This window comes from Pseudaeromonas aegiceratis (genome assembly GCF_046254905.1).
Taxonomy (GTDB): Bacteria; Pseudomonadota; Gammaproteobacteria; order Enterobacterales; family Aeromonadaceae; genus Pseudaeromonas; species Pseudaeromonas aegiceratis.
In genome coordinates, this window is the sequence record NZ_CP158016.1 from 3,103,207 (window position 1) to 3,129,339 (window position 26,133).

Here is a 26,133-nt window from a genome sequence, read left to right on the forward strand (position 1 = left end):
GAATTACCAGACGTTGAGGATCCACTCCTTGTTCTTCTTGTATTCCATGTCGGTGAACAGGGTGTTGGCCATCTGCTCCGCCAGCCAGATGGCCCCGGCATAGCCCACCACCGGATGGCGGTAGAGGCCGGCACGGTCGTAGGTGGGGAAGCCCACCCGCACCATGGGGATGTTCAGATCGATGGCGCTGAAGCGGCCCTTGGAGTGGCCGAGGATCAGATCCAGCTCCAGCCCCTCGTTGGCCACCCGGTTCTCCAGCTCCCACAGATCGGCGTTGGTGACTATCTCCATGTCCCAGTCCACATGCTCCCGCAGCGCCTTGACCCTGGGATCCTCCTCGTAGAAGGGGTTGTCATCCCCCAGCAGCAGCAGCTTGGGCTTCATCTCCAGATCGATGCAGAACTCCGCCAGCCCCAGCACCAGATCCGGATTGCCATAGATGGCCACCCGCTTGTCGGCGAGGAACATGTGCACCAGATCGGTCAGGGCATCCAGGGCGATGCCCCGCTCCCGCACCAGGGACGGCGGGATCGGCTTGCCGGTCAGGGTCTGTAGGTTTTTCAGGAAGATGTCGGTGTTGCGGATGCCGATGGGGGTGGGCCCTATGATGGTCGGCAGCTGGAACTGATCCTGCAGGTACTTGGCCGCCTTGGCCCCCTCATAGCGGTTCAGCGCCAGGGTGCCGATGGCATTGGCGGTGCCCTGCAGATCGGCGATGGTGGTGCTGCCGTGGGAGGTGTGGTTGCCTGCCGGCATCAGGGGCGAGTCGAAGCTCTCGATCTCGAACAGCACGGTGGCGTCTATGCCCATCTCGGCCACCAGGTGCTTGAGGGCGGTGACGTCACCGGGATTGACCCAGCCGGTCAGCAGGTTCAGCTTGCCGTTGGGCTCCCCCTGGGTGGCGAAGTATTTGACGAAGTCCCGCACCGCGTTGTCGTAGCCGTGGATCATGCTGCCGACGAAGCTGGGGGTATGCACCGGGATCAGATGCACCTCCCGGCCGGCATACTTCTCCTTCAGCAGGCCGTTGTTGAGCTTGGTGATCAGGCCGTCGATGTCGTCGCCGATGACCTCGGTGGAGCAGGTGGTGATGATCGGCACCACCTTGACGTGGGGATAGCGCATCAAGAGCACGTCCACCGCCGTCTCCACCCGGTCCAGGGCGCCGAACACGGCGCCGTCTTCATGTACCGAGGAGGAGGCGATCTCGAAGCTCTCCTTGAGGTGCTGGGAGATCAGCAGGCGGACGAACATGACGCAGCCCTGGCCGCCGTGGACTATGCCGATGCAGTCCTGGATGCCGATGCTGGCAAACTGGGCCCCCGCCGGCTGGCAGGTGAAGATCGGGTTGATCACCCCAGCACGGTTCTTTTCCATCAATTCACAACTCATGATTCGGGCTCCCTAGTAGTGCTGATCGGTCAGCTCGGCATTGAGCGAGCCTGTGATGGTCAAAAAATCCAGCCGTTGATGCAGTCCCTGCATCAGGCCGCGGATCTCGTCGTGGCTCATCTGGCCAAGCCAGGCGAAGCGGGCGCGAAACGCCTCCGCCAGGCAGACGGCGTCGGCCCAGTAGCAGCGCTGCTCCGGCGTCACCAGCTCCACCGGCTCATCGCACAGCAAGGCGGTGGTGGTGCCCAGGATCTGGGCGTTCTGCCGCTCCCGGTCCCAGACGCGGGAGTGAAACTGCCACAGGCACTTCTTCATGATGTAATCGATCATCTGCTCTATCTGTTGCTGCATGCTGTTATCCATCTTCAGTCTCCCAGCTCGGCCAGAGCAGGCTCGGGGGCCGGCGCCGGATCCTTGGCCTGTTTACGTTCGAAGGTCGGATAGACCTTGTCCTTCAACGCCGCCAGACAGTCGTAACGCCCCGTGTACTGCCGCAGGTTGGGGTCGTTGCGCACCTCGTCGCTAAGCGAGGCGTCGGAGAGCATGCGGGCGGTGCAGAAGCCCAGCTCAGTGGGGATCTCGTCCCGGCTGATGTCCACCAGGGCCAGCTGATGGATCGGCGAGTAGATGGCGTTGTAGATATCCCGGGCGAAGCGCACCCACCCCTCGTAGCCCTTCCAGGGCCCGTTGTGATAGGCGTGGGCGTTGAGATAGGGCACCCGGATCTTTTTGGCCACTTCCCCCGGCCGCTTGCCGGTGAAGATGATGTCCGGCTTGAGCTTATACATGGCCTCCAGCCCTTCCAGCTCGTTGGGATCATCGATGGCCAGGGCCCCCTCCTCGCAGCGGGCTATGCCCTTCTCCATGTCGCCCTGGTGGCCGAACTTGGTGTACAGGGAGACCACCTGGACCCCCATCTCATCGTGGATCACGTGGGCCCAGTGCCACAGCTTGGAGCCGCCGGGCCACAGGCAGACCTTCTTGCCCTGCAGACGGGCCTTGTACCACTCCAGCTCCGGCTTCCAGCGGGCCGTCTCCTCGTCGATGATGGCCTGGGCGCGATCCTCGATGCCGAAGAACAGGCCGATCTTGCGCAGCGAGGCGGAGAGCGGCTCGAAGCCGAAGCCGTCGATGTCCAGCCGGGGGATGCCGTAACGCACCCGCAGCTCGTTGCAGATGTACTCGGCGGAGCGGGCACACTCCAGCACGTTCAGCTGGGCCCGGTGCATGGCCCGCAGATCGTCATAGGAACCGTTGCCGGTGAAGGTCGACAAGATCTGGATCCCCATGCGGTTGAAGTAATCCTGCATGACCTCCTGGTCACCCTGGATGTTGTATTCCCCCACATAGTTGATGACGTAGTCGCTCTTAATTTCCGGTTCGACCGTGCCGACTTTGTTTTTCACCCAGGCGATATTGATGGTGTGGTGGCCACCGGATTGGCTGGGGCCGCGAAAGCCGGGGGAATTACAGACAAAGATGTCCACCTCCGGCATTTCCTCCATCACCTCCTGGGCGATGGCCTCGATATCGTCACCGATCAGCGCCGAGGCACAAGTTTGGTAAATGGTCATGCGCTTGATATCAGGGTGGGCCTTGAAGGCCTCAACAATATTATTCTTCAGCAGCTTCTCCGCCCCGAACACTATGTGTTTCTCCTTCATGTCGGTGGCGAAGGTATATTTGAGCTGAAAATTTTGGTTGTCGCTGATATAGCGTTTTGTCTGCCAGGTGTCATAGGTGCAGCCCACGGGACCGTGACTGATGTGGATCACATCCTTCATGGGGGTTCCGATAACGTGCTTGGCACCGCAATAGGCACAACCCCGTTCCGAAATAGTGCCTGGAATGGTATTTAAATAGCCCTGCGGCAGGGCATCCGTCAGTGTTTCCCCCGGGCCCTTGAGCACGGCGTGCTGCTTGCGCTCCGGTATGCATTTACTGCAATCAAATTCATGGTAAGGCATAACATGGCCCTCTCGGATTAACCGGCCGCGGCCCATCAGGGCATAGGCATCCCTGACCCCTTGGCCGGCAAATAATCATGGTGTTGCTGTCTTGAATAATCGGCGGATGCCGGGGCGTCAGTCCATCAGGCCATACTTGACGACCATGGATTCGAGCTGATCCATCGTCATGGGCGTTGGGATGACAAAGTCCTTGTTTTCAAGGATTTTTCTGCCGAGTTCACTGTACTCCTTGGCCTGGTTGGCCTCTGGATCGAACTCGGTCACCGTCTTCTTGTTGAACTCCGCCTTCTGCACGATATTGTCCCGCGGCACGAAGTGGATCATCTTGGTGCCGATGGCGGCGGTGAACTCCTCGAGGAATTCTTTTTCCCCATCCACCTTACGGCTGTTGCAGATGATGCCGCCCAGCCGCACGCCGCTCTGCTTGGCATATTTCACCAGCCCCTTGCAGATATTATTGGCGGCATAGATGGCCATCATTTCCCCCGAGGCGACGATATACACCTCCTGGGCCTTGCCATCGCGGATCGGCATGGCAAAGCCACCACACACCACGTCCCCCAGGACGTCGAAGAAAATAAAATCCAGCTCTGAGGTATAGGCGCCATTGGTTTCCATCAGATCGATGGCGGTAATAACGCCACGGCCGGCACAGCCCACCCCGGGTTCCGGGCCACCGGATTCGACGCAGCGAATATCCTTGAAGCCGGTTTTCACCACCATGTCATTGGTGATCTTCTCCGCGCCCTTATCCCGCAGCACGTCCATCAGGGTTTCCTGCGGCTTGCCGCCGAGGATCAACCGGGTGGAGTCGGCCTTGGGATCGCAGCCGTGAATAAACACCTTTTGGTTGTGGAAATAAGCCAATGCGGCAGCCGTGTTCTGGGTGGTGGTGGATTTACCGATCCCCCCCTTGCCATAAATAGCCAGCTTACGGGTCATGAGTCACTCCTTTGCCTTTGCGAGGTAAAAACCAGAAATAATGTGCTTGTCCTAGGCTGGGTAGCCTGACCACGACATCGCAATGGCTGTGCCAGAACGGCCGGCCGGCCAAAAAACCGCCGCCCGACCTGCGACCAGCTGACGCCAGAGGCTTGATCCAACAGGTTTTTCTGCCGGCCATGGCGTGCCGTCCTCACGGCCCGGCCCCCGCGGCCACCCCGCCCCTCGCCGGGTAAACTGTACCGCGCCGCCCAAAGTCCCAGCGGGATAGTACCGGGTGGAACACTCCAACGCCCCGGGGCCAGCCCGCCGTCGGCGGGCCCGGCCCGCCAGCCCACGGCCCCGCGCCCCTTGCATAAAAAACCGGCAAGGACGCCAGAGCTGGCGCCAATTTTGCTATCTAGATCCCATTGGGCAGGGCCGGCCGCGGACGGATCACGGCCAGCGTTATGCATGTAACCATATAACGCGCGACACCCAGGTCGCGGACCTGGGGTCTGTCAGAGGAGGTATTACCATGGCGCAGAGCGTTCACCCCACCGCAGCCGGGCAGCCCGGCCCGCAGCGGGATCTCGACAAGCCGGCCGATCCCTGTCTGTTCGGCGAGTGCCGCAGCGAACTGCTGCCGCTGCTCTCCGCCATCAGCCAGGCGGTCGGTCGCGGCAGCGATCTGCACAGCCTGTTGCGGCAGACCCTCACCCAGTTGTCCCAGCACATGCAGATCCGCCGCGGTATGGTGACCCTCTACGATCCCAGGACGGGGCGCATCTTCATCTACGAGGGCACAGGGTTCAGCGACGAGGAGATAGCCCGCGGCGTCTATCACCTGGGGGAAGGCATCACGGGCCAAGTGGTGGAGACCGGCAAGCCGGTGGTGGTGCCCTCCATCGCCAACGCGCCGCACTTTCTGAATCGCACCGGCAGCCAACGGGGCGGCGAACCCCGCCACAACGCCTTCCTCTGCGTGCCCATCGCCCGGGGCCAGAAGGTGATGGGCACCATCAGCATAGAGCGGCATTACCCCAATCCCGGCCTGCTGGCGCTGGACGTCGAGCTGCTGTCGATCCTGGCCACCCTGCTGGCCCAGGCGGTGGAGCTGCACCTGCTGGAGAGCGTGCAGAAGGCGGCGCTGCTGGACGAGAACCGGCGGCTGCGGGAGGCCCTCAAGGAGAAGTTCAAACCCGGCAACATCATAGGTCATGCCCGGGGCATGGAGGAGGTCTACCGGCTCATCGACAAGGTCAGCCGCACCCGCACCACAGTGCTCATCCTGGGGGAGAGCGGCGTCGGCAAGGAGCGGGTGGCCAGCGCCATCCACCACCACAGCCCGCAGCGGGGCGGCCCCTTCGTCAAATTCAACTGCGCCTCCCTGCCGGAGAGCGTGATCGAGAGCGAGCTGTTCGGCCACGAGAAGGGCGCCTTCACCGGCGCCACCGCCCGCCGGGCCGGCCGCTTCGAGGAGGCCCATGGCGGCACCATCTTCCTGGACGAGGTGGGGGAGCTGTCCCTGACCATGCAGGCCAAGCTGTTGCGGGTGCTGCAGGAGCGCAGCTTCGAGCGACTGGGCAGCAACCAGACCCTGCACATAGACGTGCGGATCCTGGCCGCCACCAACCGCCTCCTGCCGGAGATGGTGGCCAAGGGCACCTTTCGCGAAGATCTCTTCTACCGGCTGAACGTCTTCCCCATCACAATACCGCCGCTTAGGGAGCGGCGTGGCGACATAGTGCTGCTGGCCGAGCACTTCATCACCCGCTTTGCCCATGAGCAGGGCATAGGGCAGCCCGGCCTCAGCACCCGGGCGCTGAACCTGCTGCAACAGTACGACTGGCCGGGCAACGTGCGGGAGCTGGAGAACATGATGGAGCGGGCCGTGCTGCTCTCGGACGATGGGGTCATCCATGCCCACCAGCTGCCGGCCCAGCTGCACCGGCAGCCGGCCAGCGAGGGCGACGAGTCCCTCGACCCGCCGACGGAGGGCATGCCGGCCAAGGTGGCCCAGCTGGAGTACCAGATGATAGTAGAGACCCTGACCCAGTGCGGCGGCAACGTCAGCGTCGCCGCCGAGCAGCTGGGCCTGACCCGGCGCCTGCTGGGGCTGCGGATGGCCAAGTACGGTCTGCACTACAAGATGTTCCGCGACAAGCCGCGGCCCGCCACCCCTGCGCCGATCGGCGACTAACCACGCCGCACGAAGCGATAGCCCTCGCCATCGGCGGGGATCTTCACCCTATGGGCCAGATCCTGGTCCGCCAGCCGTTGCGCCAGCTCGACCCGGCTCAACACGCAGTGATTGAGCGCCTCCAGGTGCACCGCCACCACCTGGGCATCGGGGGCCGCCCGGCAAACCCGCACCACGTCCTCCGCCCCCATGATGATGGGCCCCAGCCCGGTGAAGGTGGCCTCGCCGCAGTTGAGCACCACCACCTCGGGGGCCAGATCTAGGGCCTGGGCCACCGCCGGGTGCCAGATGGTGTCACCGGCCAGATAGAGGCTGGGTTCGTCCGGGTGGGTGAGCAGCAGGCCGCACACCCGACCCAGCCGCTCCCCCTGCTGGGCCAGGGCGAGATCGCTACCGTGCTGGCCGCCTGTGGTGCGGATCTGCACCGCCCCCAGCCGGGCGCCATCCAAGAGCGCCACCTGGTTAAAGCCCGCCGCCAGGATCGCCTGACGATCCTGCTCGTGCTGGGCCAGCACAGGCGTCTGCTTGGGCAGCCGGGCCTTGGCCTCCTCGTCCCAGTGATCCGGGTGATTGTGGGTCACCAGCACGGCATCCACCGTCAGCAAGCGCTCCAGCGGTACCGGCAGATCCACCAGGGGATTGGCCAGGTGCGCGTTGGGGGTGCCGGCAAAGCCGGGATAGCGCCCCTGGGGGGCCAGCATGGGGTCGATGAGCAGCCGTTGGCCGCCATATTCCAGCAGCAGGGTGGCGTTACGGATCAGGGTCAGTTGCATGGCGATGGCCTCATGGCGATGTGAATGAGGCCTCAGTATCCGGCAGCGGCTTAGGTGGCGGCAGTGGCCCGCGGGACAAACCACCGCCAAATCGGGCCAATCTGCGCGGCACTCACTAGCCTGGGCTCACTGGCCCTGGAAGTTGCGTCGCCACTGGCTGGGGGTGAGGCGGTACTGGCGCTTGAACTGGGTCCGCAGGGCCGCCTCCGAGGCAAAGCCCAACTGCTCGGCGATGCGGGCCACCGAGTGACCGGCCAGCAGCAGACCCTGGGCCTGCTGCAAGCGCCGCTGGGTCAGCCACTCCCCCACCGACAGGCCGGTGGCCTGCAAGAACTTGCGGGTGAAGGTGCGCCGGCTCATGGCCACCGAGGCCGCCAACTCATCCAGGGAGCCGGGGGCCGCCAGCTGCTGCTCCAGCCGGGCCAGCAGGCCGTTGATGCGAGCATCGGCCCCGCCCTGGGGCAGGGGCCGCTCGATAAACTGGGCCTGGCCCCCTTCCCGGTGGGGCGCCACCACCAGGCGGCGGGCCAGCCGGTTGGCCAATGCCGGGCCATGGTACTGGCGCACCAGGTGCAGGCAGCAGTCCAGGCTGGCGGCGGTACCGGCGGAGGTCACCAGATCCCCGTCATCCCGATACAGGGCCTGGGCGTCCAGCCCCACCGCCGGAAAGCGAGCGGCAAAGTCGGCGGCAAACTCCCAGTGGGTGGCCGCCGGGCGCCCGTCCAGCAGGCCGGCATAGGCCAGCACATAGGTGCCCAGGCAGAGCCCCACCAGGCGGGCGCCCCGGCCATGGGCCTGCTGGAGCGCCTGCAGCAGGGGCTCAGGCGGTCGTTCCTCCGGCGCCCGCCAGTAGGGCACCACCACCAGATCCGCCGTTGCCAGCCCGCTCAGATCCTCCCCGGCCACCAGTTGCAAGCCCAGGGACGAGGTCAGGGGGCCGGGCTCGGCGGCACACAGCCGCAGGTCGAACAGCACCTCGCCGGGCAGGCTGTTGCCAAACACCAGACCAGGCACCGACAGATGAAAGGGGCTGAACCGGTCACAGACCAGCAGCGCTACCCGAGGACACACCATGCACCAGGCTCCTTATTCCTGCCCAATTCCTGCCCAACCAGCCGGGCCATCATAGCCCGAGGCGCGAGCCGCCGCCCAGCCACAGGGGTTTTCCCTTGGCGCTGGGCAGGCCAGACGCTAGCATGATGACGTCGTGGCGGACTGCCTGGTTTGGCCGCATTCACCGCCCTGCCCGAGGAATCATCATGCCCCCTTGTCGTCTGCCTGCCCTGCTGGTCGCCGCCTTCTGGCTGCTGAACGCCGGCGCCGCCCCCGCGCCCCAACAGGGCCAGATCGCGTTGCCGGCGGTGTCGCCCAGCCAGGTGTGGATCTGGCAATACGACCAGCGGCTGCCGGACGTCAGCCGCCGCCTGGTCACCGAATGGCAGGCCATCGCCGCCGTGACCCGGGACGCCGACAGCTGTCGCAGCCAGGTGCTCCCCGCCCCCTTCCACTCCCCGGCCGGTCTGGACTACCCCCAGGATCTGGCCCAACAGACCCAGGACTACTGCCGGCAGCAGGCGCAGTTGCGCCAGGAACGGCAACAGGCCACCCAGCGCTGGCGCCAGCAGCTCAAGCTCACCCTACGGAATAAGCAGCGCGAGGCCAGCCAGCTGGTCCAGCTGCAGACCGAGGCCCAGGCCGCCGGTCAGCCCGAGCGGGCCAAGGCCCTGCAGGCGCGGCGGGCCCGCACCCACCACACCATAGCCCTACTGCAGCGGGAGCTGCACAACGGGCCGCCGCGGGATCTTCTGCGCCCGCTGCGACAACGTCAGGTGGCCCTGGAGCAGGCGTACCGCCAGCAGTGGCAGGCGGCGAGGCAAACCGCCTGCGATCAACTGCTGGCCCCCAGCCTGCTGGGGGAGCAGCGCATCGAGTCGACCGAGACCTTCACCATACTGCCGGCCACCCGTTACCTGCGGATCCAGCTCCGTGGGCAGGATCGCTGGCTCACCGGCCTGGAGGCCATCGCCGATCACGCCGGCGAGACGCCGCTGCGCCTCGACGCCCACCATCTGCACACCACTAGCCTGGCCGAACAGCTGACCCGGTTGGCCGCACAATAAGACTTGCTCCGGGCTTGAGAGGCGGCACCAAGTTAGCGGCCCGTAGCGGTCGCCCTCGGTTGCCGTGGCAACTCCTGCAAGGGCAAGAGGCACAGCACATGCACCAGGGCGAAACCGGCGAGCAGCGAAAAATAGAGCCGATAGCCATCGCCGCCAACCCAGTGGATGCCAAGCAGGATCAGGCTCGGCGCGGCGAAATGGATCAACACAGAGCCCGCCTGATAGGCCCCGTTGACGATGGCAATATCCCGCCCCAGGTGCGTCAGGGCAGGCAGACTGCGATTGAGCAGGGCCAGCCCCAGGGCGCTGCACAGCCCGATCGCCAGCTGCTGCAGCACGCAAAAGCCGATGGTCCACGCCAGATGGGGTGACCAGGCCAGCCCCAGCTGACAGACCCCCATCAACAGGCCACCGACGATCAGCAGGGGCTTTTGCCGCTGCCAGCGGACCGACAAGGTATTACCAAGCCAGCCGGCCCCCATCAGCAGCAAGACCCCCAGGGACAACCAGCCATTGAGCCGCAGCACCGTCTCGTGTGACAGGCCGAAGCGCGCCACGTAATACAGGCTGGTAAACGAGATGCCGGACAGGCTCAGACTGTAGAAAAACCGCCCCACCAGGACCCAGGCATACTGCCGATAACCGACGGTGGGACGCGGCGTGGCGGGACCGTCTGGAAGAACCTGGCCAGCAACGACCGCAGCCGGAGCAAAATCCAGCCCCCGCAGGGCAAACCCCAGCCCGGCCAGTTGCAGCGCCGCCAGACTCAGCAAGCGCCAGCGCATCGGGCAATTGGCCAGCCCGCCCAGGATCAGCAGGCAGGCCAGCATGATGACGACAGGTGTGGTGGCCCCCAGCCAGCCAGAGACCCGCTGCAGCTCAGTGGCGGACAAGCGCTCCGGCAGCCAGGCGGCGAAGCTGGTACCCACCAGGCCATAACCGGCATTGAGCAACAGCCAACAGCCGTACAGCCAAGGCCGCTGGCTTGCCAGGGCGAACCCCACCAGCCCCAGGGCGCCCACCAGGCTGCCGGCCAGCAGCCAGAACCGCCGGGTTGCCCCGGTCCACGGCGACCAGTCGGCCAGTTTCCCCAGCAGCGGATGGAGGACTATCATCCCCACCCCCACCATGCCAGCCCCATAGCCATAGGCGGTCACGGCCTGAGCCTCACCCAACTGCTGCATCAGATGCACCTGCCCCAAACCAAACACGATCAGCACGGGCACGCTGAGGGTCAGCCCCTGGCCAACCAGCAGGTGTAACAGCAAGGCGCCGACATTTGTTTTTTTCATGCCAATAGGACTCCGTTGTTGACCCGATAGCCAGGCAACAAGCACGCGCGAAAATAACCAGAAGAACAGCCGAAATAACAATATCAGAAGGCATCAAACACCGTTAATACCCCAAATGGCTCGCATAAAGACTCAAATAAGAACGACCACCGCAAGGTATGGCCTATTTGACTACCTTCGCCGACATCAACTTTCAAAAGGTATCTGTTTGTTACAAAAGTAACGCTGTGAGAACCATCATGATTCCCGATGACTGTCTTTTAAAGACAAAAGTCTGTGCTCTGATGGCAAAAAAAGCCTTTTCAGACATGACAGCATCTCGTCGTGTTTCTTCAGCCGGAGAGATACCCAAAGTTACCCGTTCTGTCTGATTGAACAATGGAATGAAATATTAATATTGCCTAACTCGGAGAGTTAAGATGCCCCGTTTAAACACCAAGGTAAAAATATTACCCCTGACTATCGCCGTGGCACTCAGCGTAATTGCCACCGCCTGTCATAACGATGACGATAGCACTACCCTGACCGGTGATGCCTATTATGCCCAACAGGCTGAAACCATCATGGCCAGCATGACCACGGAAGAAAAACTCCACATGCTGTCCGGTCCGGGTCTGCCGACCCAAAGTACCTTCAGTCCCATCAACGAAAGAGTCAATACCGGCGCCGTCGCCGTGGGCTATATCAACGGTGTGCTCAACGACACCCTGGATATTCCGGCCGCCCACCTGGACGACGGTCCCGCCGGCATCAAGATAGTCTCAGATAGCTATAACGCCACCGCCTGGCCCATCGGCAGCCTGCTGGCCTCCACCTGGGACAAGGATCTGATGGAGGAGGTCGGCGAGGCCTTCGGCAACGAGGTCAAGGAGTTCGGCGTCGACTTCATCCTGGCCCCCGGCATGAACATACAGCGCAACCCGCTGGCGGGGCGCAACTTCGAATACTTCTCCGAAGATCCCCTGCTGTCAGGCTATATGGCGGCATCTATGGTCGACGGCCTGGAGTCGCAGGAAGTGGGCGCCACCATCAAACACTTCTTCGGCAACGAGACCGAGACCAACCGCCTGTATCTGGACACAGTCGCCACTCCGCGCGCCCTGCGTGAAATCTACCTGCGCGGCTTCCAGATCGCCGTGGAGGATGCCCAGCCCTGGGCCATCATGTCACCCTATAACAAGGTCAACGGCACCTATGTGAACCAGCGCAAGGATGTCCTCACCGACATTCTGCGTAACGAATGGGGCTACGACGGCATGGTAATGTCCGACTGGGGCGCCGGCGTGGACGTGGATGACGAAGGCGTCGCCGCCGCCAAGATGATCGAGGCGGGGAACGATTCAATCCAGCCTGGCGACTCCTATGACGAGCTGCTGGCCTCCTATCAGGCAGGGGATCTCAGCGATGACGCCATCAATACCGGCGTGCTGCACATCCTGACCCAACTGCAGAAAACCTCCGCCTATAACGACTACGAAGCCAGCTACACGATCGACAATGATGCCCACGCGGTACTGGAACGCCAGGCCGCTGCAGACGGCATGGTGTTGCTGAAAAACAGCGACAGCACCCTGCCTCTGGCCAGTGGCGCCAATGTCGCTTCCTTCGGGGTCGGCCAGCTGGCCACCTACAAGGGCGGTCTGGGCAGTGGCAGCGTCTACTCCGCCTATACCGTCACGGTCGCAGAAGGGCTGGCCAGTGACTACACCCTGGACAGCGACTTGAGCAGCTTCTACGAGGAGTACTATGACTCGGTGAAGGTGGCCCACACGGACAGCTGGTACCAGTTCGCCTATTACAGCTATACCGAGGCCGCCCCCAGCAGCAACAGCACACTGGCGGGTCTGGTCACCACGGCGGCAGAAAACGATGACATGGCCATCATCACCCTGAACCGCATCAACGGCGAAGGGGCCGACCGCACCGCCACCGCAGGGGATTACCTGCTGAGCGAGGATGAACAGGATCTGATCACCACAGTCGCCACCGCCTTCCATGCCCAAGGCAAGAAGGTCGCCGTGGTGCTGAATGTGGCCGGCGTGGTGGACACCTCCGCCTGGAGCGATCAGGTGGATGCCATCCTGCTGGCCTACATGGGCGGCCAGGAAACCGGTAACGCCGTGGCGGATATCCTCTCCGGCGCCGTCAACCCCAGCGGCAAGCTGGCGCAAACCTTCCCGGCCAGCTACAGCGATGTCCCCTCCGCCAGCACCTTCCCCGGTGTGGATACCGATGGCGATGGTGACAATGACGAGATCTACTACAACGAAGATATCTACGTCGGTTATCGCTACTACAACACCTTCAACAAGGCGGTCAGCTATCCGTTCGGTTACGGCCTCTCCTACACCAGCTTCAACTACTACAACGCCGCCATCACCAGCAACACCCTGAGCAAGGGCGTCAAGGGCAAGCTGGATCTGCAGGTGACCATCGAAAACAGCGGTAGCGTGGCTGGACGCGAAGTGGCCCAGGTCTATGTCTCAGCCCCGACCGTGAAGCTGGCCAAGCCGAGCATCGAACTCAAGTCCTTCGGCAAGACCGGCTCCCTGGCCTCAGGGGAAAGTGAGACCCTGGACTTCAGCATCCCCGCCCGGGATCTGGCCAGCTTCGATGAAAGCGACAACGAGTGGATCATCGAACCCGGTACCTACAAGGTCTACATCAGCCCGTCATCCGATGTCAGCGGCAACACCGCCATCACCTTCACCATCAGCGATGAGATCGTCATAGGTGAAACCACCGCCGGCGCCATCGCCCTGCCGGACGGCGTCGCGGCCAGCGATTTCGTGACGGTCAGTCAATAAGTGTTCTCGTAGGATAGCGTTAACGTTTGGGAGGCCTCGGCCTCCCTTTTTTGTGCCCGTTTGCCCCCGAGCGGACCGTCACCTACCCGCGGGACGGCAAAGATAAGGCTCAAACAGCGTCACCAGTTCGGCCACCAGTTGCGGGCTATGCAGCAGCTCGGGCCGCTGTGCGGTCACCTTGTGTATCGCCCCTTCGGCCGCAACGCTCATCAGAAAGATCGCCAGCTCAGGATCCGGCACGTTACCCATGAAGGGCTGCAGGGACGCCAGCACCTGCCGTTGCAGTGCCTGCTTTTCTTCCGGCAGCCAGCGCAGGGTGCTGGGCAACTCTTCGGTGATGGCCTTATGCAGCGCCGGCGCCGCTCTGTGCTCGATGATCAGCATCTCGACCAGCACCGTCAGCACCTCGGTGAGCGAGGGGTGTTCCGGCAGGCCGGCCAGGGTTTGCCGCAGTTCCTCATGGATCGCCACCGCATGCCGCCGCTGCAACTCGGCAATCACCGCCTCTTTGTTGGGAAAGAACTGATAGAGGGAGCCGATATTCACCCCGGCCCGCGCCGCGATGGCATTGGTGGTCAGCCCCGCCCAGCCGGCCTCCGTCAAAATGTAAGTAGCGGCTTGCATGATCGCCTCGACGGTGGCCCGTGAGCGGGCCTGTAGCGGGCGTTTTCTGGGGTTGATGGGGGGTCGATTTCGGTTCACGCGCCGGGTCCAAATGCGAGTTTCAGGAAATTAAGCTTTAACTTACGATTTGGCGCATGAAAACACAAAACCAATCCAGTCCCTGGGACGCCTTCAAAACCGCGAACCGCTTTCGTCGGGCGATTCGCCACTTCAACGCCACCCCGATCCCGGAGGAGGAGATCCAGGCTCTGCTTGCCGAAGCGGCACTGGCCCCCTCGAGCGGGAATCTGCAACCCTATCAGTTGCACTGGATCCGCAGCGCCCCCATGAAAGCCGGCATAGCGGCAGCCTGCAACGGCCAAAAAGCGGCGGCCACCGCCCAGGCGCTGATCGTCGTCGTCGCCAGCCCGGCGCTCGGACGACAGACGGCGCGGGACCAACTGGCCTATGTGGAGAGCTCGTCCGCCCTGGGTGAGAACAGCAAGGCCTACTACCGTAAGCAGATCGGCATGTTTCAGAGGATCCTCGGGATCGGCGCCTCGGCGCTCTGGTCGCCCCTGCTGCTGCTGGCGACCCTGCTACGCCCCTGCCTGTCGTTGCTGCCGATAAGCCACCTTGGCAGCCGGCATTGGGCGGCGCGCAATGCCATCTTCGCCGCGCAGACACTGATGCTGGCGGCTGCCGCCAAGGGGATAGACTCATGCCCGATGGAAGGCTTCTCCGCGTCCAGAGTCGCCAAGCAGCTGGCGCTGCCAAGAGGCGCCGTGATCCCCCTCATCATCGCCCTGGGCTACCGGGCGGATGACGCCAGGATAGAGGCGCGTTGGCGTCGGCCACTGAGCGACATGGTTATCCCACACTAAGGGCGCGCGGCACGGCCCGGCCCCGCACCAGACTAGGAGGCGCTTGCCGCGAACAGGGAATACGTGCTGGCGAGCCAGGCAGCGGACTCGACAGTCACAGCTGCCGGCGAAACTTCAACGGGCTCACACCGGCGCACTGCTTGAAGAAGCGGGTCAGGGAGGATTGGGAGGCAAACCCCAGTTGATTGCTGATCACATCCAGACTGACCCCGGGCTCTTGCAATAGCTCGCAGGCCCGCTCAAACAAGACCTGCTGATGCAATTCGAGGAAGCTGCTGCCGGCGGCGGCCAGGCGCCGCTTGAGGGTCCAGGCCGGGATCTCCAGCCGGCGCGCCACGTCATCCAGCTCACAACGATCGCCGAATCGCTCGGCCGACCCATAAAACTGCTTGAGCAATGTTTGCACCTGGACGATCAGCGTCGACGGCTTGCCCGCCGCCAGCACCTCGGCGGAAGCGCGGCACCCCAGGGTGGCAAGATCCGGGTTGAAATAGCGAAACGGCGTCTGCAACAAGGGGGTACGGATATACATGACACTGTGTGTGCGCTTGAGCCGACAGTCCAGGGCCAACCGATCCAGCAAGTCCCGCTCATAAGCCGGCGCCTTGCCACCGGATAGATCCAGGCGAATGTCGGCCTGCTCGCCGGTGCCTTGCAGGTAATATTCCACCATGGACTTGAGGATCAGAAAGCCGCCCATGGGAATGAACAGGCTGTTCTGCAGCTGGGGGATGGGGGCCTGGTACTCGATCTCCACCTCCTGCTCCGTCACGCGCCGCAATTGCAAGGGACTGTTTGCCGTCATCCCATCCTTGGCCAAATTGGCCTTCAACCCGGACAACAGGCTACCGGCATTGAGTTCCGCCAAGGTTTGCAACGGCATCAGGCTCATCATGCCTTGCAACAAGCTCGCGGCATTGTGATAGGCCGCCAGGATATTCACCCCAACCTGTTCCGCCCGGTGGATCACCCCATAGAAGGCATCAGGGGAGACAGCCTCCACCCCCGGCATACCGTATTCAGGATAAATCTCTCGGCGGATATCCTGCTGACTCAAGCCAGCCTGACTGGCCTGATGCAGAACACCGAGGGCAAATTTAATGGGAATCTGTTGCATACCAATCTCCCCGCCAACCGACACGACGGCAACACCGGATTCTACGATCTGTCACGCAGACACTCTGAGACGTCCTACTCACCCCAGAAAAAAACTTGCCGAAATATCCGCTCGCGCCGCGCCATACGGCGCCAATGCCATCCGCATGGGACATGTCTGGCTACCGAGATCGACGTCTGTCACCCCTGCCATGTCGTCACGTTTCGCCAAACTTTTAAACCTGACTTTACCCGCCTGCCCCTGTTGCGCCCTGCCGACATTGTGAACAATTAGAGGCCAGTGCCGCCCCGCTGTTATGGGCACAACTGCCCCGACGCTGAAAATAAGAAAACCCACAGGATACGCCCTATGCGCACCCCGCTTATTGCCAGCCTGCTGCTGGCCCTCACCGCCTGCGCCGGCCCCGCCGAGCCCATGTCCAAGCCGACCGCCAGCCGGTGGGATCACGCCTACGGCGGCGCCGACAAGAGCGCCGACCATCGGCTGCTCAGCCTGCGGGAGCAGATAGCCCCGCAGTTTCGCCAGCTGGACTACTACGACCCCACCACAGGCCGCAGCATGGCCTACAACCTCTACCTACCGCCCCATTACGACCCCAACACCGCCTACCCCCTGGTGCTCTTCATGGCCGATGCCAGCACCACGGGCAAGGGGGTGATGGCCCCCCTCAAGCAGGGTTACGGCGGCATCCTCTGGGCGACGCCCGAAAGCCAGGCCAAGCACCCCTGTATCGTGCTGGTACCCAGCTTCCAGGGTCCGGCCAACGCGGTGAACGACGACTGGCAGGTGTCTGAGGAAGTGGGCATGGCCTACCGGCTGCTCAACCAGGTGGTGGCCCGCTACAACGCGGATCGTCAGCGCCTCTACACCACGGGCCAGTCCATGGGCGGCATGATCGCCTTCTACCTCAACGCCACCCACCCGGATCTGTTTGCCGCCGCCCTGTTCGTCGGCAGCCAGTGGGACATCAAGGTGCTGGCCCCCCTGGCGAAGAAATCCTTCCTCTATGTGGTCTCCGCCGGGGATGACAAGGCCGCCGGCGGCATGGCCCAGGTGGGCAAGCTGCTGGATGAAAAGGGGGTCAACTACGGCCAGACCCAGTTCTCCGCCCGCCTGCCCCAGGCCCAGCAGGATGCCGCCACCCGGGCGCTGCTGGCGCAGGGGAAGGCCATCAACTTCATCCGCTTCGACAAGGACACGGTCGCCCCCGCCGGTACCGACAGTCCGGGTGCCGAGCACATGTACTCCTTCGATCACGCCTATCTGCTGACCCCGGCGCGGGACTGGCTGTTCCAGCAGCGCCTGACCCAAGGGGTGGGGGCACTCTACCAGCGGGGCCAGCAGGCGCAGGATCCCCAGACCGCGCTCTTCTACTACCGCCAGGCGGCACAGCAGGGTGACGGCCTGGCCGCCTATCGGCTGGCCCAGGCCTATGCCGAGGGCCGCGGCGTGCCCCAAGACATGACCCAGGCCCTGGCCTGGTACCAGCTGGCCATCGAGCGCCACATCCCCAACGCCATGCTGGATCTGGGCATCCGTTACCTCAAGGGCCAGGGCGTGCCCCAGGATTACAGCCCGGCACTGGATCTGTTCAGCGAGGCCTGGCAGCTGGGGGACATGAAGGCCGGCCGCTACCTGGGCATCCTCTACGAAGAGGGGCTGGGGGTGAAACCGGACTACCTGCTGGCCCAGGACTACTACCAGCAGGCCCACGCCGCCGGCGACATCACAGCCGCCGCCCGCTTGGGCTGGCTGTATGAACGCGGCCTGGGAGTGCCCCAGAGCGACGCCGAGGCACTGCGCTGGTATCGCGCCGCCGCCCCCAGCCTCGATGAGGCCGCCCGCAACATACATCCCCGGGTGCTGGCCCTGGTGAAGCTGGGCCAGTTCTACGAGACAGGCCGCAGCGTGCCCACCGACCGCCAGCAGGCCCGCCGCTGGTATCAGCTCGCCGCCCAGGATCGGGATCCCACCGCCCTCGCCGCCCTGGCGCGCCTGGGGAGCTGACGCCTGCCACAGCGGGGGCTGACGCGCTGTAATACCTGGAGCTGCCGCGCTGCCATATCTGGGGCTGCCGCCCCTGCCGGCCCGCTCCGGCACACCCGCCAAGGGGGCCTATTGGCCCCCTTTTGCTCTCTGCTCATCGAGTCTGCCTGGCAGCGCTGGCTGCCTATCGTCGCCGCACTAATTTGACCACGCTGCAAATGTGACCTACTTGGGCGCCAGCTGGCACAAATCCCAGTAGCATGGGGACTCACAAGGACGTGGCAGGCAAGCAGCGAGTTGGGAGCTGGAACCCAGGGGCGGTAGCCTGAGCGCGGGGTCGCGTTGCTTGACGCCGCTGGCGCGGGTTGTGGTCGCTTTGGCTATTTCTGGATTATCTGGGCCGTTCCGCCCTCCTCGGCAACGAGCCTTTAGCCACTCCCGCGGCACGGGGGCGTGCCAAGGGGGCTCGTGCCGCCCCCTTGGCGAACCCGGCACTCCCCAACTGTCCGGGCCTGCGGCTCCCCTCGTCGCCAGCGGGCAACCAAGGCCCGCCATCAACGTGTTCCAGACACGATGATGGCTGACTCGGCTTCCTGCCTCGTCGCCTGTTCCCCGCCGCCTCCTCAGCCGGACAGAGGGGAGACGGAGCCAATTAGCCGAACAGCCGTGCATAACGGAATAGCAGGTTTATTCGGCATGGGGTTATACGGGCGAAAATAGCATGGCTTTTATGCAAAAGATAATAGCGGCATAAACGGAGTCATATCCAGCCAATTACCGCAAGCATATAGCCACATATTGCGAAAAAAAATGATTCACATACGTGCAATTAATCTAATTACACTTACAGGAACTGCAACATAAAACATTAACGGTGGAAACATGGGAATTAGATCAAATCTTGTCAATCTTGATGCAATGATAAAGCGCGAAGACTTTGCAACATCAGGAGAGGAATCATCATCTTTTGAAAATGTTTCAACAATATCATTGCGTGACTTCACAAAGGGTGGGCTTATTGGGCCCAGCCTCCGTAAACCTGATTTCCAAAGAGAAACAAATCACTGGTCTCCCGAACAAGTTGTATCTCTGATTGAATGCTTTATCAATGGAGACTTAATCCCATCTGTTATTCTCTGGCAGTCGCCAACATATTTATTTGTCATTGATGGTGGCCATCGTTTAAGTGTTCTTCGTTCATGGATAGAGGACGACTATGGAGATGGTCACATTTCTCAAAGCTTCTTTGGCTATCAGATTAATAAAGAGCAAAAAAAGAATGCAGATAAAGTTAGAAGACTGATTAACAACAAAATAGGAAGTTGGAAGCAATTGTCGGCAAAAAGCGATGATGAAAACATTGACCCCGTAGAACGAAAAAAACTAAATGCGATCATAACAAGAGGCCTACCTATACAATGGGTAAAAGGTGATGCTGATAAAGCAGAAAGTTCTTTTTTTAAAATAAATACAAAAGGCACTCCACTTGATGATATCGAGGAGTTAATCCTTCGCAATAGAAAGAAGCCTCTTGCAATTGCATCTCGAGCAGTTATTAGGTCTGGGAAAGGTCATAGGTATTGGTCATCATTCACCGAAACAAATGCAGAGAAAATTGAAGAACTCTCAAAAAGTCTCCATTCAGCTCTCTTTGACCCAGAGATGCAGCGCCCAATTAAAACTCTAGATCTGCCTCTCGGTGGTCCAAAGAGTGTCCGTACAGCAATTCAGGCTCTGATCGATCTTATGCTTGTTGCTAATCAGAACCAGCAAGGTCTACCAAAAAAGATTGAGGACACACCTGAAGATACAGACGGCACTGAGACTATATCTGTTTTAAATAAGACCATTGCATTGGTTAAGCGAGTAACAGGCAACGATGGAGGCAGTCTTGGTTTGCATCCAGCGGTCTTTTTTTATGGGCCTTCTGGTCGTCATTCAGGCCCCATGTTTATGGGGACAATGATGTTGATTGGGCGAAAACTTGCCAACAACGACAAGGCTTTCTTCGCAAAATTTACATCGGTCCGACAGAAGCTAGAAGCCATACTCATTGAAAAGAAGGATTTAATTTCAACAATTCTTCAGAAGAATATAAGTTCAAAACGAGTCGAACGATACGCTCAATTTCTTGATGAACTCATCAAACGCCTTGTAGAAAACAACACGCCTACAGAGCAAGAACTAGTGGCTCTAGCTGGACTAGATGGCAAGATTGTTATTGGAGTCGATGGGAACGCAGGTAAAGCTTTCTCAGATGATGCAAAGAGCGAAGTATTCATAACGGCAGCTCTTAAGTCATCCCTCAAGTGCTCTATTTGTAGCGGTTACTTAGACATGGATAAATCTGTATCTTATGATCATATCATTCGTGCTCGCGAAGGTGGCACAGGTACATCGGATAATTGCAGCCTTACACACCCATACTGCAATCAGTCAGTTAAGAACTAATTAATAATGTGTGCATTCCCTGTGGGCTCGTACTCAGCCCGCGTAGGGCGCAATAGCCAACGGCGTATTGCGCCGTCACCCTGATGTGACACCCTATGGTTCAAACACCATCCCAACAATTCGGCGTAATGCGCTGCGCTTATTACGCCCTACGAAAGACATCACCATATTGCTGACAACATCCACCGCTCTACCGCCCTCGCCCGGGCCGAGCGGAGGGAGGCGTGCAGGGGATGGCCCGCAAGGATGCGGGTCAAGCCAGCGCCGGTCCAGGGATGGGCCGTCGCTGGTGGCCCCGAAACAACGACCGGAGCGAGGAGTCTTCCCGGGCGCGGGCAAGGGGCCAGGGATTGCAAAGGGGCGGGCCAGCGCCCCTTTGCCCGCCCCGCCCAGCGGAGGTGAGAAAGGAACCCCAGTTCAAGAGGGCGGAATATCCCCAGCGGCACCGGATAAACACAGCCAAAAGCCACCCCACCCTAACCCTCCCCTTGCCAGGGGAGGGAAAATGGCGGCGGAACCCACGCCCCCCAATCGCAATCAACCACAAGCCAGGCCCACGCCAAAAACAAAACGCCCTGCATTGCAGGGCGTTTTCACCTCCAACTGAACCGTGCTCAGCCGAGCACCAGCCAATCAGAACGGGATATCGTCATCGAAATCCATCGGCGGTTCGTTGTAGCTGGGCTGCTGGGGTTGCTGACCCTGGGGCTTGGGGGCGGCGGGGGCGCCGTAGCCGCCCTGCTGACCGTAGCCACCCTGAGCAGCCGGTTGCTGGGGCTGCTGGCCGTAGCCGCCCTGACCCTGTGCCGCCGGGGCCTGTTGCGGACGGCCCCAGTTGCCCTGACCGCCCTGCTGGGCCTGACCGCCACCGGCGCCGGGACGGCTGTCCAGCATCTGCATCTCGTTCACCACGATTTCTGTGGTGTAGCGCTTCTGGCCCTGTTGATCCTGCCATTCGCGGGTCTGCAGGCGGCCTTCCAGGTAGACCTTGGCCCCCTTCTTCAGGTATTCACCGGCGATCTCCGCCAGACGGCGGTAGAGGACGCAGCGGTGCCACTCGGTGCGCTCCTGCTGTTGACCCTGCTGGTCCTTCCAGCTTTCGGAGGTGGCGACCGTGATATTGGCCACCGCGTTGCCGTTGGGCATGTAACGGACTTCCGGATCCTGCCCCAGGTTACCGATCAGAATGACTTTGTTCACGCCACGACTGGCCATAGCTTAGCTCCGCATCTTCTGCTGTCGGGCAGGCCCGACGGTTTTCGTAAAAGGGGCTCATCTTACCAGCTCGTCGGCCCTTTGACATCCGTGCCGGTCACCCGGTCGGTCATGGACCCGCCACTGTGCAAGAGAGATCAAATTCTGTGGGTAGTAGAGCATAGTTCCGGGGGCCGTACACTGTCTATTCATCCAGTGGGCACTGTGCCATACTGGCGGCTTATTTGTTCGCCGGGATCGTCACAGCACCATGGACAAGATCGAAGTACGGGGTGCCCGCACCCACAATCTCAAGAACATCAATGTCACCCTGCCGCGGGACCAGTTGATCGTGGTCACCGGCCTGTCCGGCTCGGGCAAGTCTTCTTTGGCCTTCGACACCCTGTATGCCGAAGGCCAGCGCCGTTACGTGGAGTCCCTCTCCGCCTACGCCCGCCAGTTCCTCTCCCTGATGGAAAAGCCGGACGTGGACCACATCGAGGGGCTGTCGCCGGCCATCTCCATCGAGCAGAAGTCCACCTCCCACAACCCCCGTTCCACCGTGGGCACCATCACGGAGATCTACGACTACCTGCGGCTGCTGTTCGCCCGGGTGGGGGAACCCCGCTGCCCCGAACACGATGTGCCGCTGACCGCCCAGACCATCAGCCAGATGGTGGATCAGGTGCTCGCGCGCCCCGAGGGCGAGAAGCTGATGATACTGGCCCCGGTGGTGCGCAACCGCAAGGGCGAGCACAAGCAGCTGCTGGAGAACCTGGCGGCCCAGGGCTACATCCGCGCCCGCATCGACGGCGAGGTGTGCGATCTGTCGGATCCGCCGGAACTGGAGCTGCACAAGAAGCACAGCATCGAGGTGGTGGTGGACCGCATCAAGGTGCGGCCGGATCTGGCCCTGAGGCTGGCCGAGTCCTTCGAGACGGCCCTGACCCTCTCCGGCGGCCTGGCCCTGGTGGCCCAGATGGACGAGCCCAGTGCCGAGCCCCTGACCTTCTCCGCCAACTTCGCCTGCCCCCACTGCGGCTACGCCATCAGCGAGCTGGAGCCGCGCATCTTCTCCTTCAACAACCCGGCCGGCGCCTGCCCCAGCTGTGACGGCCTGGGGGTGCAGCAGTATTTCGATCGCCACAAGGTGGTGGCCAACGGTGAGCTCTCCCTGTCCGGCGGCGCCATCCGCGGCTGGGACAAGCGCAGCTTCTACTACTTCCAGATGCTGAGATCCGTGGCGGAGCACTACGGCTTCGCCCTGGACGAGCCCTTCGACTCCCTGTCGCCGGCCCACCAGCAGGCGGTGCTCTACGGCAGCGGCAAGACCGCCATCGAGTTCCGCTACATGAACGACCGCGGCGATGTGGTGGTGCGCCACCACCCCTTCGAGGGGGTGATCCCCAACATGGAGCGGCGCTACAAGGAGACAGAGTCCAACAGCGTGCGGGAGGAGCTGGCCAAGTACGTCGCCAACCAGCCCTGCCCCAGCTGCCAGGGCAGCCGCCTCAAAGAAGAGGCGCGCCACGTCTTCATCGCAGGCATGAACCTGCCGGCCATCACGGAGCTGTCCATCGGCGCGGCCCAGCAGTTCTTCACCGAGCTGGAGCTGAGCGGTCAGAAGGCGCAGATCGCCGAGAAGATCCTCAAAGAGATCAACGACCGGTTGGGCTTCCTGGTAAACGTGGGGCTCAACTACCTCTCCCTGTCCCGCTCCGCCGAGACCCTCTCCGGCGGCGAGGCCCAGCGCATCCGCCTGGCCAGCCAGATAGGCGCGGGCCTCGTCGGCGTCATGTACGTGCTGGACGAGCCCAGCATAGGCCTGCACCAGCGGGACAACGAGCGGCTGCTCAAAACCCTGTTCCATCTGCGGGATCTGGGCAATACGGTGATCGTGGTGGAGCACGACGAGGACGCCATCCGCCTGGCGGATCACGTGCTGGATATCGGCCCCGGCGCCGGGGTGCATGGCGGCCATGTGGTGGCACAGGGTACCCCCGCCGAGATCCTGGCCAATGAGCACTCACTCACCGGCGACTACCTGTCCGGCCGCAAGCGCATCGCGGTGCCGGAAGCGCGCCGCCAGCCCGACAACCGCTGGCTCAAGCTGCTGGGGGCCAAGGGCAACAACCTGAAGAAGGTGAACCTCGCCATCCCGGTGGGGCTGATGACCTGCGTCACCGGGGTATCGGGTTCCGGCAAGTCCACCCTGATCAACGACACCCTGTTCCGCATCGCCCATCGCGAGCTGAACGGTGCCACCGTGGAACAGCCCGCCCCCTACCTGGACATCCAGGGCATGGAGCTGCTGGACAAGGTGGTGGACATAGACCAGAGCCCCATCGGCCGCACGCCCCGCTCCAACCCCGCCACCTATACCGGCCTGTTCACCCCCATCCGCGAGCTGTTCGCCGGCACCCAGGAGGCCCGCTCCCGGGGCTATCAGCCGGGTCGATTCTCCTTCAACGTCAAGGGCGGCCGCTGCGAGGCCTGTCAGGGGGATGGAGTGATCAAGGTGGAGATGCACTTTCTGCCGGACGTCTACGTGCCCTGCGAGGTGTGCCACGGCAAGCGCTACAACCGCGAGACCCTGGAGATCAGGTACAAGGGCAAGAGCATCCACGAGGTGCTGGAGATGACGGTGGAAGACGCCCGCGCCTTCTTCGATGCCGTGCCCGCGTTGGCCCGCAAGCTGCAGACCCTGATGGACGTGGGACTCTCCTACATCACCCTAGGGCAGTCGGCCACCACCCTCTCCGGCGGTGAGGCCCAGCGGGTCAAGCTCTCCCGCGAGCTCTCCAAGCGCGACACCGGCAAGACCCTCTACATACTGGACGAGCCCACCACAGGGCTGCACTTCCACGACATCCAGCAGCTGCTGACCGTGCTGCATCAGCTGCGGGACAATGGCAACACCATAGTGGTCATAGAGCACAACCTGGATGTGATCAAGACCGCCGACTGGATCGTGGATCTGGGCCCCGAAGGGGGCGCCGGCGGCGGCGAGATCCTCATCGCCGGCACCCCGGAGACGGTGGCGGACTGTGAGCGTTCACATACCGCCCGCTTCTTAAAGCCCCTGCTGACCCGCGGCTTCTAGCCGGCCAGCAAATCACGGCCTCCCCATCGGGAGGCCGTGCCACATCAGGACTGGCTAGAGACGACGGTCGCAGGGCGGTTCTTCCTCCTCGGCTGCGGCGGCCTGGGCATGGCGCAGGGCCACCAGGTGCAGCAACCCCATCACCACCCCCATCAGCAAGAGCCCAGGCAGTATGCCCCCCAGCTGCCACCACAAGAGCGCCAGGGCCAGCAGGGTGATAAGCCCGTAGGCCAGCAGGGCCTTGCAGACAGGCGTCAGCGTCATAATCCTCTCCTCAATGCGGGATCAGCAAAAGAGCCCAGCCTAGGTCGCCCGCCGCGGCCGCGCTTGATGATTTGCGCCAATCGCTGCTCCGCCCCTCCCGACCATCCCCCTGCCACAGCGAGGAGTGGTAGAGTAGGGCCAACCCACACTGTGATAGCAAGGAGCCACGGATGCACAGCCTCACCCTCCCCACGCCCCTGGTCTCGGTAGCCTGGCTGGCCGACCACCTCCATCACCCGGATCTGCTGGTGCTGGACGCCCATATGGCGCCCCCCGGCAGTGCCGAGAGCGGCCCGGTACGGCAGATCCCTGGCGCCCGGCGCTTCGACTTCGACGGCGAGATCAAGGACGCCGCCAACCCCCTGCCCCATATGATGCCGAACCCGGCCCAGTTCGAGCGCCAGGTGCGGGCCTTGGGGGTCAACAACGATAGCCTTATCGTGGTCTACGACCGGCTGGGGATCTTCTCCGCCGCCCGGGGCTGGTGGATGTTCCGCGCCATGGGCCACACCCAGGTGGCGGTGCTGGATGGCGGTCTGCCCGCCTGGCAGGCGGCCGGTCATGCCGTGGCGGCACCCAGCCCCTACGCCGGCGCCACCGGGGACTTTGTCGCCGCCCATAGACCCGAGCTGTTCTGCGACGCCGATGCGGTGCAGCGAGTGCTCACTGACGGCAGCCGCCCCGTGCTGGATGCCCGGGGTGCCGAGCGCTTCGCCGGCCAGGCCGCCGAGCCACGGCCCGGGGTGCGGGCCGGCCACATGCCCGGCGCCGTGAACCTGCCGTTTGCCGATCTGCTGGAAAATGGCCGGATGAAGCCGGTGGCCGAGTTGCAGGCCCAGTTTGCCGCCCGGCTGGCGCCGGAGGCCAAGCCCGTGTTCAGCTGCGGCTCCGGCGTCACCGCCTGCATCCTGGCCCTGGGGGCCGAGCTGGCCGGTTGGCAGGGACTCACCGTCTACGACGGCTCCTGGAGCGAGTGGGGCGCCGATCTGGCCCGGCCCGTGGTGCGGGATCCGGCCTGATCAGCAACGACGGCTAAACTTGTGAGGTAACGCA

Annotated in this window: 19 protein-coding genes; 8 read left to right on the forward strand and 11 right to left on the reverse strand. The window is 62.6% G+C overall.

Features of this window, described 5'->3' with window-relative positions:
- Positions 1 to 3: 3 nt before the first annotated feature.
- The 4 genes from anfK to nifH form a co-directional block, all read right to left on the reverse strand.
- Positions 4 to 1,392, reverse strand: coding sequence for a Fe-only nitrogenase subunit beta (gene anfK, locus ABHF91_RS14645; protein ID WP_409420994.1), 1,389 nt, complete (start codon positions 1,390 to 1,392; stop codon positions 4 to 6).
- A 12-nt stretch (positions 1,393 to 1,404) separates the two neighbouring features.
- Positions 1,405 to 1,755, reverse strand: a complete 351-nt coding sequence (gene anfG, locus ABHF91_RS14650; protein ID WP_409420995.1) for a Fe-only nitrogenase subunit delta — start codon at positions 1,753 to 1,755, stop codon at positions 1,405 to 1,407.
- A gap of 2 nt (positions 1,756 to 1,757) precedes the next feature.
- Positions 1,758 to 3,395 (reverse strand): nitrogenase iron-iron protein, alpha chain, encoded by a 1,638-nt coding sequence (anfD, locus tag ABHF91_RS14655; protein ID WP_409420996.1) that lies wholly within the window; start codon positions 3,393 to 3,395, stop codon positions 1,758 to 1,760.
- An 81-nt stretch (positions 3,396 to 3,476) separates the two neighbouring features.
- Positions 3,477 to 4,304, reverse strand: a complete 828-nt coding sequence (gene nifH / locus ABHF91_RS14660; RefSeq protein WP_409420997.1) for a nitrogenase iron protein — start codon at positions 4,302 to 4,304, stop codon at positions 3,477 to 3,479.
- Between the two features lie 517 nt (positions 4,305 to 4,821).
- On the opposite strand from nifH, the gene ABHF91_RS14665 reads away from it, so the two are divergent.
- Positions 4,822 to 6,486 carry a sigma-54 interaction domain-containing protein gene (locus ABHF91_RS14665; RefSeq protein ID WP_409420998.1) on the forward strand — a complete coding sequence of 555 codons (1,665 nt, stop codon included), beginning with the start codon at positions 4,822 to 4,824 and terminating at the stop codon, positions 6,484 to 6,486.
- Here ABHF91_RS14665 and ABHF91_RS14670 read toward each other — a convergent pair.
- Together ABHF91_RS14670 and ABHF91_RS14675 are read right to left on the reverse strand one after the other, a co-directional pair.
- Complete coding sequence (locus tag ABHF91_RS14670) at positions 6,483 to 7,259, reverse strand: MBL fold metallo-hydrolase (protein WP_409420999.1); 777 nt, start codon at positions 7,257 to 7,259, stop codon at positions 6,483 to 6,485. The two genes, ABHF91_RS14665 and ABHF91_RS14670, sit on opposite strands and share 4 nt — an antisense overlap.
- A 126-nt stretch (positions 7,260 to 7,385) precedes the next feature.
- A complete protein-coding gene (locus tag ABHF91_RS14675; RefSeq protein WP_409421000.1) occupies positions 7,386 to 8,333 on the reverse strand; it encodes a GlxA family transcriptional regulator in 948 nt (315 codons plus the stop codon).
- A gap of 185 nt (positions 8,334 to 8,518) precedes the next feature.
- Here ABHF91_RS14675 and ABHF91_RS14680 point away from each other — a divergent pair, with 185 nt between their 5' ends.
- Positions 8,519 to 9,379: a hypothetical protein gene (locus ABHF91_RS14680; RefSeq protein ID WP_409421001.1), complete on the forward strand. Its 861-nt coding sequence runs from the start codon at positions 8,519 to 8,521 to the stop codon at positions 9,377 to 9,379.
- Positions 9,380 to 9,411: 32 nt separating this feature from the next.
- Here ABHF91_RS14680 and ABHF91_RS14685 read toward each other — a convergent pair whose 3' ends face one another.
- Positions 9,412 to 10,671, reverse strand: coding sequence for an MFS transporter (locus ABHF91_RS14685; protein WP_409421002.1), 1,260 nt, complete (start codon positions 10,669 to 10,671; stop codon positions 9,412 to 9,414).
- A 419-nt stretch (positions 10,672 to 11,090) separates the two neighbouring features.
- On the opposite strand from ABHF91_RS14685, the gene ABHF91_RS14690 reads away from it, so the two are divergent.
- Positions 11,091 to 13,478: a beta-glucosidase gene (locus ABHF91_RS14690; RefSeq protein ID WP_409421003.1), complete on the forward strand. Its 2,388-nt coding sequence runs from the start codon at positions 11,091 to 11,093 to the stop codon at positions 13,476 to 13,478.
- A gap of 78 nt (positions 13,479 to 13,556) precedes the next feature.
- Here the strand turns inward: ABHF91_RS14690 and ABHF91_RS14695 are convergent, their stop codons facing one another.
- Positions 13,557 to 14,102, reverse strand: a complete 546-nt coding sequence (locus ABHF91_RS14695) for a TetR/AcrR family transcriptional regulator (protein WP_409421004.1) — start codon at positions 14,100 to 14,102, stop codon at positions 13,557 to 13,559.
- A gap of 134 nt (positions 14,103 to 14,236) precedes the next feature.
- On the opposite strand from ABHF91_RS14695, the gene ABHF91_RS14700 reads away from it, so the two are divergent.
- Complete coding sequence (locus ABHF91_RS14700; RefSeq protein WP_409421005.1) at positions 14,237 to 14,965, forward strand: nitroreductase family protein; 729 nt, start codon at positions 14,237 to 14,239, stop codon at positions 14,963 to 14,965.
- Between the two features lie 94 nt (positions 14,966 to 15,059).
- Here ABHF91_RS14700 and ABHF91_RS14705 read toward each other — a convergent pair whose 3' ends face one another.
- A complete protein-coding gene (locus tag ABHF91_RS14705) occupies positions 15,060 to 16,082 on the reverse strand; it encodes a helix-turn-helix domain-containing protein (protein ID WP_409421006.1) in 1,023 nt (340 codons plus the stop codon).
- 348 nt (positions 16,083 to 16,430) lie between these two features.
- Between ABHF91_RS14705 and ABHF91_RS14710 the strand changes: the two genes are divergently transcribed.
- Both ABHF91_RS14710 and ABHF91_RS14715 read left to right on the forward strand, forming a co-directional pair.
- The gene (locus tag ABHF91_RS14710) at positions 16,431 to 18,089 is read left to right on the forward strand and encodes an alpha/beta hydrolase-fold protein (RefSeq protein ID WP_409421007.1); all 1,659 of its coding nucleotides are present in this window, start codon (positions 16,431 to 16,433) and stop codon (positions 18,087 to 18,089) included.
- Between the two features lie 861 nt (positions 18,090 to 18,950).
- A complete protein-coding gene (locus ABHF91_RS14715) occupies positions 18,951 to 20,519 on the forward strand; it encodes a DUF262 domain-containing protein (RefSeq protein ID WP_409421008.1) in 1,569 nt (522 codons plus the stop codon).
- A gap of 633 nt (positions 20,520 to 21,152) precedes the next feature.
- Here ABHF91_RS14715 and ssb read toward each other — a convergent pair.
- Complete coding sequence (ssb, locus tag ABHF91_RS14720; RefSeq protein WP_409421009.1) at positions 21,153 to 21,734, reverse strand: single-stranded DNA-binding protein; 582 nt, start codon at positions 21,732 to 21,734, stop codon at positions 21,153 to 21,155.
- Between the two features lie 250 nt (positions 21,735 to 21,984).
- On the opposite strand from ssb, the gene uvrA reads away from it, so the two are divergent.
- On the forward strand, positions 21,985 to 24,816 hold the full coding sequence (uvrA, locus tag ABHF91_RS14725; RefSeq protein ID WP_409421010.1) for an excinuclease ABC subunit UvrA: 2,832 nt from the start codon (positions 21,985 to 21,987) through the stop codon (positions 24,814 to 24,816).
- Between the two features lie 54 nt (positions 24,817 to 24,870).
- Here the strand turns inward: uvrA and ABHF91_RS14730 are convergent, their stop codons facing one another.
- Positions 24,871 to 25,080 carry a hypothetical protein gene (locus tag ABHF91_RS14730; protein ID WP_409421011.1) on the reverse strand — a complete coding sequence of 70 codons (210 nt, stop codon included), beginning with the start codon at positions 25,078 to 25,080 and terminating at the stop codon, positions 24,871 to 24,873.
- 170 nt (positions 25,081 to 25,250) lie between these two features.
- Between ABHF91_RS14730 and ABHF91_RS14735 the strand changes: the two genes are divergently transcribed.
- The gene (locus tag ABHF91_RS14735; RefSeq protein WP_409421012.1) at positions 25,251 to 26,099 is read left to right on the forward strand and encodes a sulfurtransferase; all 849 of its coding nucleotides are present in this window, start codon (positions 25,251 to 25,253) and stop codon (positions 26,097 to 26,099) included.
- Positions 26,100 to 26,133: the final 34 nt, after the last annotated feature.